Source organism: Mesorhizobium sp. WSM3864, from assembly GCF_002294955.1.
Taxonomy (GTDB): Bacteria; Pseudomonadota; Alphaproteobacteria; order Rhizobiales; family Rhizobiaceae; genus Mesorhizobium.
Map to the genome: position 1 here is coordinate 1 of NZ_NSGD01000008.1, position 12,820 is coordinate 12,820.

12 protein-coding genes are annotated in these 12,820 nt (G+C 64.5%); 8 read left to right on the forward strand and 4 right to left on the reverse strand.

Going from position 1 to position 12,820, the window contains the following annotated elements:
* Positions 1 to 212: 212 nt before the first annotated feature.
* Positions 213 to 1,217: a cytochrome d ubiquinol oxidase subunit II gene (locus tag CK215_RS17660; protein WP_067323390.1), complete on the reverse strand. Its 1,005-nt coding sequence runs from the start codon at positions 1,215 to 1,217 to the stop codon at positions 213 to 215.
* Positions 1,218 to 1,404: 187 nt separating this feature from the next.
* Complete coding sequence (locus CK215_RS17665; RefSeq protein WP_095831692.1) at positions 1,405 to 2,766, reverse strand: cytochrome ubiquinol oxidase subunit I; 1,362 nt, start codon at positions 2,764 to 2,766, stop codon at positions 1,405 to 1,407.
* Between the two features lie 262 nt (positions 2,767 to 3,028).
* On the opposite strand from CK215_RS17665, the gene CK215_RS17670 reads away from it, so the two are divergent.
* Both CK215_RS17670 and CK215_RS17675 read left to right on the forward strand, forming a co-directional pair.
* Complete coding sequence (locus tag CK215_RS17670) at positions 3,029 to 3,955, forward strand: ABC transporter ATP-binding protein (RefSeq protein WP_095831693.1); 927 nt, start codon at positions 3,029 to 3,031, stop codon at positions 3,953 to 3,955.
* A 14-nt stretch (positions 3,956 to 3,969) separates the two neighbouring features.
* Positions 3,970 to 4,731, forward strand: coding sequence for an ABC transporter permease (locus CK215_RS17675; RefSeq protein ID WP_067003307.1), 762 nt, complete (start codon positions 3,970 to 3,972; stop codon positions 4,729 to 4,731).
* A 15-nt stretch (positions 4,732 to 4,746) separates the two neighbouring features.
* Here CK215_RS17675 and CK215_RS17680 read toward each other — a convergent pair whose 3' ends face one another.
* Positions 4,747 to 5,784 (reverse strand): phosphatidylglycerol lysyltransferase domain-containing protein, encoded by a 1,038-nt coding sequence (locus tag CK215_RS17680; protein ID WP_095831694.1) that lies wholly within the window; start codon positions 5,782 to 5,784, stop codon positions 4,747 to 4,749.
* A 235-nt stretch (positions 5,785 to 6,019) separates the two neighbouring features.
* Here CK215_RS17680 and CK215_RS17685 point away from each other — a divergent pair, with 235 nt between their 5' ends.
* Positions 6,020 to 6,526 (forward strand): MarR family transcriptional regulator, encoded by a 507-nt coding sequence (locus CK215_RS17685; RefSeq protein ID WP_067003136.1) that lies wholly within the window; start codon positions 6,020 to 6,022, stop codon positions 6,524 to 6,526.
* Entirely contained in the window at positions 6,523 to 7,203 is a 681-nt protein-coding gene (locus tag CK215_RS17690; RefSeq protein WP_095831695.1) for a GNAT family N-acetyltransferase, read from the forward strand. Before CK215_RS17685 ends, CK215_RS17690 begins: the two co-directional genes overlap by 4 nt.
* Positions 7,204 to 7,264: 61 nt before the next feature.
* Here CK215_RS17690 and CK215_RS17695 read toward each other — a convergent pair whose 3' ends face one another.
* Complete coding sequence (locus CK215_RS17695; protein WP_095831696.1) at positions 7,265 to 9,259, reverse strand: PhoX family phosphatase; 1,995 nt, start codon at positions 9,257 to 9,259, stop codon at positions 7,265 to 7,267.
* A 349-nt stretch (positions 9,260 to 9,608) separates the two neighbouring features.
* On the opposite strand from CK215_RS17695, the gene CK215_RS17700 reads away from it, so the two are divergent.
* From CK215_RS17700 to CK215_RS17715, 4 genes are all read left to right on the forward strand, one after another.
* Complete coding sequence (locus CK215_RS17700) at positions 9,609 to 9,947, forward strand: hypothetical protein (protein ID WP_067003308.1); 339 nt, start codon at positions 9,609 to 9,611, stop codon at positions 9,945 to 9,947.
* Between the two features lie 16 nt (positions 9,948 to 9,963).
* A complete protein-coding gene (locus CK215_RS17705) occupies positions 9,964 to 10,665 on the forward strand; it encodes a phosphatase PAP2 family protein (RefSeq protein WP_095831697.1) in 702 nt (233 codons plus the stop codon).
* A gap of 94 nt (positions 10,666 to 10,759) precedes the next feature.
* Positions 10,760 to 11,029 carry a helix-turn-helix transcriptional regulator gene (locus tag CK215_RS17710; RefSeq protein ID WP_067003144.1) on the forward strand — a complete coding sequence of 90 codons (270 nt, stop codon included), beginning with the start codon at positions 10,760 to 10,762 and terminating at the stop codon, positions 11,027 to 11,029.
* Positions 11,030 to 11,108: 79 nt separating this feature from the next.
* Positions 11,109 to 12,809 (forward strand): SulP family inorganic anion transporter, encoded by a 1,701-nt coding sequence (locus CK215_RS17715; protein WP_095831698.1) that lies wholly within the window; start codon positions 11,109 to 11,111, stop codon positions 12,807 to 12,809.
* Positions 12,810 to 12,820: the final 11 nt, after the last annotated feature.

The following is a 12,820-nucleotide window of genomic DNA, read 5'->3' on the forward strand; positions in this document are numbered from 1 at the left end:
ATGCGCAGGGCCAACTGGAGCAAAGACTTCTTCTATGAACTCTTTACTCATATGCGATAGCCCTGCCCTCGAGGGGGAGATGTCGCCGAAGGCGACAGAGGGGGTCGCCGCGCGTGGAGCGCCGACTGTCTGCAGCAAAGCAGGCTGAGCCCAGTCGGACCGACCCCCTCTGCCTGCCGGCCATCTCCCCCTCGAGGAGGGAGATTATGCGCTCAATCGTAGGTCAGATCCGTCGCCTTGCCGCCGAACACGCGATAGGCGTAGAACGAATAGAAAATAATGATCGGCAGCACGACGACGGTGCCGACCAGGATGAAGGCCAGGCTCTCCGGCGCCGAGGCGGCCTGCCAGATCGTCAGCTTGTCGGGCACGACATAGGGATAGAACGACCAGGCGAGCCCGGCGAAACCGAGCGCGAAGATAGCGGCCAGGGTCAGGAAGGGCCGCAGCGCATGCCGGTCGTCGGGCTTGGGCAGATGAAACGTCTGCCGCCACAGCCACAGGAACAAAAGCGCCGATACGATCGGCAGCGGCGAGAGATAGAGGATCTCCGGCCAGAGGAACCATCTGTCGAAGATGCGCGGGCTGGCGAAGGGCGTGGCCAAAGAGACCGCGACCATGCCGAGCGCCGTCAGCACCAGCGTGACGCGCAGCCAGCGCACCGCCTTTCCTTGCAGGTCGCCCTCGGTCTTGTAGATCAGCCAGGCCGAGCCCATCGCCGCGTAGGCCGCCGACAGGCAGAGCGCGACCAGCGCGCCGAAGGCCATGCCGCCAATGCCGACATCGAGGCCGAGCACATAGACGCCGAGCATATAGCCCTGCGCCAGCGAGGCCATGGTGGAGCCCAAAAAGAAGATCCGGTTCCAGCGGTGCTTCTTGCCGGCCGGCACCTTGGCGCGGAAATCGAAGGCAACGCCGCGCAGGATCAAGCCGACCAGCAGCAGGAACACCGGGATATAGAGCGCGGTGAGGATGGTGCCGTGCGCCATCGGAAAGGCGACCAGCAAGAGCCCGACCGCCAGCACCAGCCAGGTCTCGTTGGCGTCCCAGAACGGGCCGATCGCCGCGATCATCGTGTCCTGCTCGGCATCTTCGGCGCCTGCGAACAGGATGCCGATGCCGAGGTCGAAACCGTCGAGAATGACGTAAATCAGGATGGCGAGGCCCATCAGGCCGGCAAAGATCAGCGGAAGCGCGGTGGGCCAGTCGAAGGTCATCTTTCTTTCCTCCAACCGAGATTGGTCCGACTTGCGGCCATACTGTTTGAAGCAACCGTTTCAGATCGATTGCGAAGGTTGGCGCCGCTCCTCATCGCCCTGCCGGCCGCAACGCCAGGGGCAGCGCCGACCTCAGAAGAAAGCCGCGCATCGAACCGACCGCACCGCTTGTCTTGCTCCTGCATGTTCATTCTCCCGCGGCCGGCTGCGACATCGCGGCGTTCATGACGCCGGGCAACGGCGAGGTGTCGCCTTCCTTGGCCGCCTTCAGCGCCAGATGCATCAGCACGCCGAGATAGGCGATCAAGAGCAGCACATAGAGGATGAGATAAACGGCCAGGGTCAGCGCGACATGGCTGCCGGCGACCGGACCGACGGCATCGGCCGTCTTCAACACGCCGGTGACCAGCCAGGGTTGGCGGCCGATCTCGGTCGTGTACCAGCCGGCCAGCGTCGCCAGCCAGCCGGAGAGCGCCATCGGCACCATGATGAGGGCCAGCGGCTTAGGCAGGCTGCGGCGACGCTTGAGGAAGAAGGCCGCCGACCAGGAGACGATGAGCATCAGGATGCCGGTGCCGACCATGACGCGGAAACCCCAGAACACCGGGAAGACCGGCGGGTGGTTGCCCGGATAGTCGTTGAGGCCGGGCACGACGCCGCTTGTGCTGTGGCGCAGGATCAGGCTGGCGCCGTCGGGAATGGCGAGCTCGAACCTGTTTTCCTTGGCCGCCTCGTCGGGCAGCGCGAACAGCACCAGCGGCACGTGGGCGCCGGTGTTCCAGTTCGCTTCCATGGCGGCGATTTTCTGCGGCTGGTGCTCGAGCGTGTTCAAGCCGTGCTGGTCGCCGGCAAAGATCTGGATCGGGATCAGGATGGCGGCGGCGAAGACGCCGGTGCGCAGCGCCTTCCACATCGATTCCGAGCGGTCGCCATAAAGGTAGCGCAGCGCCGAGCAGCCGGCGATCAGGAACGAGACCGTGAGCCCGGAGGCGAGCAGCATGTGGACCAGCCGGTAGGGCATGGACGGATTGAAGATGACCGCCCACCAGTCGAGGGCATGCGCCTTGCCGTCGATCATCTCGAAGCCGGCCGGTGTCTGCATCCAGGAGTTCAGCGCGATGATCCAGAAGGCGGAAACCGTGGTGCCGCCCGCGACCAGCACGGTCGCCAGCGTGTGGATGCGGTTGGAGACGCGGCGGAAGCCGAACAGCATGATGCCGAGGAAGGCCGCCTCTAGAAAGAAGGCGGTCAGCACCTCATAGGCAAGCAGCGGCCCGGCGATGTTGCCGACCGTTTCCATATAGCCCGGCCAGTTGGTGCCGAACTGGAAGCTCATGGTGACGCCCGAAACCACGCCCATGGCGAAGGACAGCGCGAACACCTTCACCCAGGTGAAATAAGCGCGCATCCAGGCCGAGTCGCCGGTGGCGTTGTAGCGAAGCTTGAAGAAGAGAAGCACCCAGCCAAGTGCAATGGTGATCGCCGGAAACAGAATATGGAACGAGATATTCGCGCCGAACTGGATGCGCGACAGGATGAGCGGGTCCATGCTGGGCTCCGGCTGCAATTCAGGCTTGAAGGATAGGCTTCGAACACGCATCGGTCAAAGCGGCGCGGCGTCACGCGAGGCGCGTTGTCGCAGCGCCGGGCGGTCATGGACAGACGCATCGCCTGACCGCTTGCCCGCGCCGTTCGACGTCGCGAATGGCGGCGACTGTCGAGAACTGTCAGGAGCACGGTCGATTGCCGATTTGCATAAAACGACATCCGACCTATATCAGGTCACGTTTTCCAGCCGGCCATATTTCAGCATGTCACCCATCATCTCCATCTCCGGCGTCACGAAAACCTATGCCACCGGTTTCAAGGCGCTGAAGGAAATCAACCTCGACATCGAGCGCGGCGAGATCTTCGCGCTGCTCGGGCCGAACGGCGCCGGCAAGACGACGCTGATCTCGATCGTCTGCGGCATCGTCAACCGCTCGTCGGGCAGCGTCACCGTCGATGGTCACGATATCGGCAGGGACTACCGCGCGGCGCGCAGCCTGATCGGGCTGGTGCCGCAGGAGCTCACCATCGACGCCTTCGAGACGGTCTGGGCGACGGTGAACTACAGCCGCGGCCTGTTCGGCAAGGCGCCCGACAAGGCTTTCGTCGAGAAGGTGCTGCGCGATCTCTCGCTTTGGGACAAGAAGGACGCCAAGGCCATCACGCTATCGGGTGGCATGAAGCGCCGACTGATGATTGCCAAGGCGCTGTCGCACGAACCGCGCGTGCTGTTCCTCGACGAGCCGACGGCGGGCGTCGACGTCGAGCTGCGCCAGGACATGTGGGCGATGGTCAGGCGGCTGCGCGAGGACGGCGTCACCATCATTCTGACGACGCATTACATCGAGGAGGCCGAAGCCATGGCCGACCGGGTCGGCGTCATCAACCGCGGCGAGATCATCCTGGTCGAAGGCAAGGCGGAGCTGATGCGCAAGCTCGGCCGCAAGCAGATGACGCTGGAGCTGCGCGCGCCGCTCGCCGCCTTGCCCGTGGGCCTGTCGCGCTATGCGCTGGAACTGTCGGCGGACGGCAACGAACTCACCTACACCTATGACAGCCAGAGCGATCGGCCGGGCGTCGCCTCGCTGATCCGCGATCTCGAGGCCGCAGGCATTCAGTTTCACGATCTCGACACCAAAAACAGCACGCTCGAAGAGATCTTCGTCAATCTGCTGAGGCAAGAGCCATGAACCCGCGCGCGGCCATGAACCTTCGTGCAGTGTGGGCGATCTACCGGATGGAGATGGCGCGTGCGTTCCGCACGGTGCTGCAGAGCATCGTCTCGCCGGTGATTTCCACCTCGCTCTATTTCGTCGTCTTCGGCTCGGCGATCGGCTCGCGCATCACCGAGATCGACGGCATCAGCTACGGCGCTTTCATCGTGCCGGGGCTGATGATGCTTTCGCTTTTGACGCAGTCGATCTCGAACGCCTCCTTCGCGATCTATTTCCCGAAATTCGTCGGCTCGATCTACGAGCTCTTGTCGGCGCCGGTCTCCTATCTCGAGATCATCATCGCCTATGTCGGGGGCGCGGCGACCAAATCGATCATGCTCGGGCTGATCATCTTGGCCACCGCGGCGCTGTTCGTGCCGCTCAGGATCGAGCACCCGTTCTGGATGATCGCCTTCCTGGTGCTGACGGCAGTGACCTTCAGCCTGTTCGGCTTCATCATCGGCATCTGGGCCAAGACCTTCGAGCAGCTGCAGCTGGTGCCGCTGCTGATCGTCACGCCGCTCACCTTTCTGGGCGGCAGCTTCTATTCGATCCATATGCTGCCCGGCATCTGGAAGACGATCACGCTGTTCAACCCGGTCGTCTACCTGATCAGCGGGTTCCGCTGGAGTTTCTACGGCAAAGCGGACGTCTCGGTCGGCGTCAGCCTCGGCATGACGCTGGTGTTCCTGGCCGCCTGCATCGCAATCGTGGCGTGGATTTTCAGGACCGGGTATCGGCTGAGGAATTGACGAACAGGGCTTGCTTCAAATCGCCTTGATCAGCCGCAGCAGTCCAAGCATCTCCATCAGCGTTCCCTTGCGGAAGGCAATGTAGGTCGGCTCCTCCAGCCCGTGGAAGCGGCGTTTGAAGGCGGCCTGGCCCTGCAGGTTGAAGCGCGAGCGGTTGACCCAGGGCGACTCGTAGGCGCGCCGGAAGGTGCTGCGCCAGAAGCTCGATTCGGCAAAGCCGCTCGGTTCGACGTCAAGCAGCGGCGACAGGCCAAGCGTGACCACCGAAACGCCCTCCTCGCGAAAGCGATCGACGGCGAATTTGGTCAGGCCGATCTCGGCATGCGGCGTGGCGTCGACCTGCTTGCGCTTGAAGGCGGTGGTATAGCCGATGACCTCGCCATTGCTGAACAGCGGATCGAAATCGAGGATGGCGACGAGCTCGCCCCGTGGGCCGTGGAGGACGAAGCGGCGCATGTCGGCGCCGAGATGATCGGCGAAAGGGCGGTTGAGGAAGCCCATCTCCCAACGTTTGACGATGCGCTCGCCGCGCCAGTTCTCGGACAGCCGCGAGACCTCGTCGAGCAGCATGTTGGCCCTGTCCTCGGCGAAGGTGAAGCCCTTCTTCGCCAGCCAGCGCTCCGAATAGCGCACGGTCTCGTTGCGCTTGCCGGAGAAATCATGCGCCGGCAGTTGCAGCCTTGTGTCGACGCCCAGCCGATTGATCTGATAGCCGAGCCCGGCCAGCACCTTTGCCGTGGCGGCGCTTATCTGAACGAACCAGGGGCCGCCGGCGGCCTCGACGAAGCGCTTGATGTAGCCCGGCCGGTCCGGCGGATCGACGACCGGATCGCCCAGCGCGAAATGGTGCTTCATCTTGGTGCCGAATGCGATGTAGCCATCGCCTTCGCTGAAGTAGGACAGCTTCTGCTGCACGGCGGTGGAATAGGCGAGCGAGAAGTCGCCATGGCGCCGCACCAGCGCCAGGCGCTCGAGATGCGTCAGCTCGCGCCGCGGCACCTTGGGCGCCGCGCCGTCAAGAAACCTGTCGATATGGATGCGCAGGGATGGCATCAAGCGTCCGCATGCCGATGAAGAAGGACCCGGAGCCCACGGGCCTCGAATCAGTCGCCTTGGCGCGACGGATCGGTCATGTCGCGCCAGCGCCATATAGGATGCTATCGGCGGCGAATGAAGAGGGAATGTCTACCGGCCAAAACCGGCGCTCCGGCTGCATCGTGAAACCATATTGCCAATTTCCATGCGATGTTATATATCATGTTATCCTTTTTGTTCCGGCAGTTCGACGATGGAAGATGTTCTGCGGTCCCTCGGCTTTCTCTGCCTCGGCAGCAGGCTGAAGCGCATTGGCGAGCAGTTGCAGGCCGACACGCAGCGCGTGCTCGATCGCCTGGATGTGCGGATCCAGTCGAGTCAGTATCCGCTGCTCGCCGCGCTCGACAGGCTGGGGCCGCTGCCGGTCGGCGAACTGGCGCAGTCGCTCGGCATCGCGCAGCCAGGCGTGACGCGGGCCGTGTCGCTGCTCACCGAGCTCGGCCTGGTCGAAGTCACACCATCGGATGACGACCAGCGGCGCCGGATCGTTTCCCTCTCAGCGGACGGCCAGCGGCTGGTCGACGCCGCGAAGCACGACGTCTGGCCGCGCATCGAGGGCGCGGTCGCGGAATTGTGCGCGGACCTCTCCGGGCCGCTGCTTGGCCAGCTCGCCGCCATCGAGGATCGACTGGCGGCGACCCCGCTCGACCGCCGGGCGGACAAGGCCAAGACAGTCGCACCCAAGGCCGTCGCACAATGAAACATGTTCTCGACCGTCCGATCTGGAGCGCATTGGCGACGCGCCATCGGGCCTTTGCGGAAGGCGATACCCTTGCCAGGCGGTACCGGCCCTCGATCGTTCCCTTCGCCGCCACCGTTGCGGACGATGCGGAAAGCCTGCAAGCCCTGGGCAAGCTGCTCCCGCCGCTTGAAAGCGCCATCCTGGTTCAGACGGACCCGATCGCCCTGCCTTCGGAACTTGCCGCGGTTTCGACCGCGTCCTTGGTGCAGATGGTTGCCGAGCAGCCGGTTGAAGCCGCCTCCGACGAGCGCGTGCAGCGACTGACGCCGGACGATGCGGCCGAGATGCTCGCTCTGGCATCGCTCACCAAGCCCGGCCCGTTCACGCTCGAGGCCTTGAGCCTCGGCGAGTTCTGGGGCGTGAAGATCGACGGCAGGCTCGCGGCGATGGCCGGCGAGCGCATGAAGCAGCCCGGCTACTCCGAGCTCAGCGGCGTGTGCACGCATCCGGATTTCCGCGGCGGCGGCCTTGCCAAGCTGCTGTCGCTGTTCGTGGCGAACCGGATCATGGCGCGGGGCGAGGTTCCATACCTGCACGCCTACGCCAGCAATGCTCCGGCCGTCGGCCTTTACGAGGCCATCGGCTTCCGGTTGAGAACCACCCTGAACATGGCCGTGGTCCGAGGCGTGGAGTAATCGCAAGGTGAGGAGGGTCGCGGATCATCGCAACCCTCCCCCTGCTTAAGCGAGTCGCCAATCAGACCGCGATCTTGCCGCCGCCCTGCTTGGTGATGGCAACGACCGCCGGACGCACCGGCATGTCCGGCTTGAAGTCCGGCCACCGGGTCGATGGATCCTCGTAATAGGAGGGGCGGCCGAAAGCTTCCCAGTCCTCGCCGCCGTCGCCCGGATGCTGGACGGCGACGAAGGCGGTCTGGTCGTCCGGCGCGAATAGCGGGCCGCACATCTCGGCGCCGATCGGCACGCGGAAGAACAGCTTTGAAGTCGCCCGCGCCGTGCCCTCGGTGTCGACCGCCCACAGGCCGTCGGTACGGCCGGTGGCCTTCGGGCCCTGGCCGTCGGTCGCGACCCAGAGGCGGCCGGCCGAGTCGACGGCACAGTTGTCCGGCATGCCGAACCAGCCATTGGCGGTGGTGGCGGTCGAGAAGGTGGCGCCGACGTCGGCCACCGAGGGATCGCCGCATTTCAGGAGCACTTCCCACTTGCCCTTCATGGCGGCGAAGTCGCCGCCATCCTCGACGATCTCGATGATGTGGCCGAAGGCGTTCGCCGCGCGCGGATTGGCGGCGTCGACCTGGTCGGCCTTGCGCTTCGAATTGTTGGTCAGCATGACATAGACCTTGCCGTTGCCGGCATTGGGCTGAATGTCTTCCGGCCGGTCCATCTTGGTGGCGCCGAGCAGGTCGGCGGCGCGACGCGTCTCGATCAGAACGTCGGCCTGGCTGGCGAAACCGTTTTCCGCCGTCAGCGGACCTTCGCCGAACACGATCGGCATCCATTCGACCGAGCCGTCCTCGGCGAATTTGGCGACATGCAGCGTGCCCTCGTCGAGTAGGTTCATGTTGGCGGCGCGGTCGTTCGGATTGAACGTGCCTTTGGTGACGAATTTGTAGACATAGTCGAAGCGCTCGTCGTCGCCGAGATAGAAGACGACGCGGCCATCCTTGGTGACGATCGATTCGGCGCCCTCATGCTTGAAGCGACCCATGGCGGTTCGCTTCCTCGGCACCGAATTGGGGTCGTTGACGTCGACCTCGACGACCCAGCCGAAGCGGTTGGGCTCGTTCGGTTCCTTGGCGAGGTTGAAGCGATCGTAATGCGCGCCCCATTCATAGGCGCCCTCCGGAATGCCGAGACGCTTGTAGTTGGCGGCCTCCTTGTGGCCTTCCGGCAGCTCGCCCGAGAAATAGCCGTGGATGTTCTCCTCGGCCATCACATAGGTGCCCCAAGGCGTGACGCCGCCGGCGCAGTTGTTGAGGGTGCCGAAGACTTTGGTGCCGGACGGGTCGGCATTGGTCTTGACGCGATCATGGCCGGCTACCGGACCGGACAGCGCCATCTCGGTGGTGGACATGATGCGGCGGTTGAGCTTGCCGTCACGCACCGCCTGCCATTTGCCGCCCTCCTTGCGGATCTCGACGATGCTGCCGCCGTGCGCCGCCATCTCGACATCGACCTGCTCCTTGCTGAGCGGCGCCACCTCGGCGGCCTTCTTGCCGTCCTTGTCGACGATCTTGACGATGCCGGGGAACATCAGATGCGGGTTGGTGTATTCGTGGTTGACGACCAGCAGGCCATGCTCGGCCGAGCCTTCGATCGGGATATAACCGATATAGTCGTTGTTGTAGCCGAACTGTCTTGCCTGGGCTTCGGCCGATTGTTTTGCCGGGTCGAATTCCGGCGAATCGGTAAAGAGCGGGTCGCCCCAGCGCAAGAGCACGTCGGCATCGTAGCCGGGCGCGACGTGGTGCTTGTCGTCGATGCCGGCCTCGAGTTCGTCGAATTTGAAGGCCGAGGCCTCGGCGGCGCGCGCCTCGTCTGCCGCGACGAGCGCCAGCGGGCTCACGGTGGCGGCGATGGCCGAGACAGCCAGCGAGCCCTTGAGGAAGTCGCGGCGCGAGAAGCGCGCGGCGATGATCTCGCCCATCGTGCGGTTGTCGGTAGGATTGACGGGCGGGCCGTCATTCTCCTCGAGCTGGCTGGTACGGAAGCGGATCTCAGGTTGGGTCATGGGCTGTCCTCTGGCTCTTGAGGTGGCTGGAACGTGTAACCGGTCGATCCCTATAGGCGGCCGATCACATTTTCGTGACATCAGCTCCATTAAGCAACGCCAATTTGCCGGCTGATGAGTGTTCGCCCACGCATTGGCGCCACACGAGGCCCACAACACACGGCGAGCAGACTCCCGAGCGGCCTCGGCGCAAGAACGCCAACCATGGCTGCGGGGCTTGCCTTGCGAGATTCCGCCTTCGATCCCGTCGCAGCGTAGCTTGCCCGACGCCATCAGCTTGACGGCTTCGCGCGCTTCGGAAACAAAAGCGGCGAGCGGCGCGGCGAAGGCCGCTTCGGGAGGGATGAAGGTGAGTCTCTGGGGACTGGCGCAGCTTGGCGTTTCGACTGTGATTTTCCTGCTGGCCGCGATGGCGGCCAAACAATGGGGATTGGCGCCAAGTCTCGGCAAGATCGTGCTGACGCTGGCGCTCTATTCCGCCGGCAATCTGATCATGCTCAGGCTGATCCGCGAATTCGGCATGTCAGTGTCATTCAGCCTGTCGGCAGTGATCCAGCTGGTCTCAGTCAATGTCGTGGCGCTGGTCTTCTTTGGAGAGCGCCTCAACACTTTCCAAGCGACAGGCGTCGTGCTGGCAATCGCCGCCGTCGCGCTGATCACGCTCGGACCCTATATGCAGCGGCTGTAGTTGGAGCAGGCCCGGCATGAAATCGACCGCCAAGGCGCTGCTCAACAGAATAGAATTCCCGGTGCTTGTGGCCGGGCTGGCCATCGCCTGCGGGCTATGGGGCCTGGTGGAACTCATGGGGGTGGCGCGTGCCACGACTCCGCATGCCTTCGACACGGAAATCCTGCTCGCCTTCCGCCATGCCGGGCAGCCGGACAGCCCGATCGGTCCGCTTTGGCTGCAAGGCGCGGTGCGCGATATCACCGCGCTCGGCAGCACCAGCGTGCTGGTGCTGATCACGACTGCGGTGATCGTCTATTTTCTGCTGATGCGCCGACCGGCGACCGCACTGTTCGTGTTCGTTTCGGTGGCGGGCGGCCAGGCGGCATCCAGCCTGCTCAAGTTCGAGGTCGACCGGCCCCGCCCCGATCTCGTCTCGCATCTCGTCAACGAGACCTCGCTCTCCTTTCCGAGCGGCCATGCGATGCTGTCGGCGGTGACCTATCTCACGCTGGGCTCGCTCGCCGCGCGCTTCCTACCGAACCGCAGGATGAAGATCTTCGTGCTCGGCCTCGCCGTGCTCACCACGGTGCTGGTCGGAACCAGCCGCGTCTATCTCGGCGTGCATTGGCCGTCCGACGTGCTTGCCGGCTGGTGCGCCGGCTTTGCCTGGGCCATGTTGTGCTGGCTTGCAGCGCGCCTGCTGCAGCGGTGCAAAGTGGTGGCGGACAGCGAATGAGTGCTCATGTTTAAACTGTTTGTTATGATGCTTGAAACATCATGATATTTGGATTATCCATTGATACTGCAGACTCAGACAGGGGTTCTGGCCAATGATCACTGCCGCGCAGATGCGCGCCGCGAGGGCGTTGGCCGGTATCGACCAGAAAACGCTCGCCGAGCGCGCCGGGGTTTCGCTTCCGACCATCCAACGCATGGAAGCGAGTGAAGGTGTCGTCAGAGGCGTGGTCGATACGCTGATGAAGGTCATCCAGGCACTCGACGAGGCCGGGGTGGAGCTGATCGGCGAGAACCAGGCCAGCGAGCGCGGCGGCAGGGGCGTGCGCCTCAAGCCTGCCACGCCGCAGAACTCCCAAGGCTGAGCCGCACAAGAAGTCGCGACGGCGACCGCCGACAGCCCTGCCGACGATCCCGCCGCCCTTACGGAGCGGAAGGCAGTCCATGGATCAGGTCCGGCGGTCAATCCACCCCCAGGCGCGGCCGGCCTTTGCCGAGCTGTTCACGCCCAAGCTGGTCACGGTGCTGCGCGAAGGCTACACGCTGGCGCATTTCAGGGCTGACGCCGTCGCCGGGTTGACGGTGGCCATCGTCGCGCTGCCGTTGTCCATGGCGATCGCCATCGCGTCCGGCGTGACGCCGGAGCGAGGCCTATACACCTCGATCGTTGGCGGCTTCATCATCTCGGCGCTTGGCGGCAGCCGCTTCCAGGTCGGCGGTCCTGCCGGCGCCTTCATCGTGCTGGTAGCGGCGACGGTGGCGCGCGTCGGCGTCGACGGGCTGCTGCTCGCAACGATGATGGCCGGCGTCTTCCTGCTCGCCATCGGCTATCTCAGGCTTGGCACCTACATCAAGTTCATTCCCTATCCGGTGACCGTCGGCTTCACCGCCGGGATCGCTGTCATCATCTTCTCCGGGCAGATCGTCGAGTTGCTCGGGCTGAAACTCGCCAGCAGGGAGCCCGGGCCGCTGGTGCCGAAGCTGACCGCGATCGGCGAGGCGATCGGCACGATCAGTCCGGCCGCGACCTTCGTGGCGATGCTGACGGTCCTCACCATTGTCTTTCTGCGGCGCTGGCGGCCGAGATGGCCAGCGATGCTGATCGCCATCGGCATCGCCTCGCTGGTCGTGGGGCTGTTCGCCCTGCCTGCGGAAACGATCGGCACGAGGTATGGCGGCATCCCGCGGAACCTGCAATGGCCAGCCCTGCCGCCGGTCAGCCCTGAGAGGATGATCGACGTGCTGCCGGACGCGATCGCCTTCGCGCTGCTCGGAGCAATCGAGTCGCTGCTTTCGGCCGTGGTCGCCGACGGCATGAGCGGAAGGCGGCACCGCTCCAATTGCGAACTGGTGGCGCAAGGCTTCGCCAACATCGCGTCAGCCTTGTTCGGCGGCATATGTGCCACCGGCACGATCGCTCGCACGGCCACCAATGTGAGGGCCGGCGCGCATGGCCCCGTCTCCGGCATGCTGCATTCGGCGATCCTGCTTGTCCTGATGCTGGCGGCGGCGCCCCTGGCCAGCTACATCCCGCTCGCCGCATTGGCCGGCGTACTCGCCGTCGTGTGCTGGAACATGTTCGAGAAGCAGGCTTTCGTCACGCTCCTCAGAGCCTCGCGTGGCGACGCGCTGGTGCTGATGGCGACGTTCCTGATCGTCATCTTCCGCGATCTCACGGAAGGCATCGTCGTCGGCTTCGCGCTCGGGTCGATCCTGTTCATCGATCGCATGGCCAAGTCCATCGCCGTCGAGGCCGATCTGCCGCTGGTGCCGGAGGACGTCGCCGATCGCGCCGCCACTTATGATTCAAGCCAGGCGGCCGACGCCGATACCGTCATCTATCGAATCTCCGGGGCATTCTTCTTCGGTGCCGCCTCGACCGTCGGCGCCGTGCTCGACCGCATCGCAGACCAGCGCAAGAATTTCATCCTCGATTGCTCGGCGGTGCCGTTCCTCGACTCGACGGCGGCAAACGTCATCGAGGGCGCCGCACACAAGGCCGGACGCGCCGGCGTGCGCTTCATCATCGCGGGCGCCGCGCCGCAGACACGGCGCATGCTGATCAACCACGGCCTCAAGCGGCCGCTGGTCACCTATGCCGCCTCGATTCGCGACGCGCGGGCGCAGCTGAAAGGACAATCGTAGTCCGCGTAGAG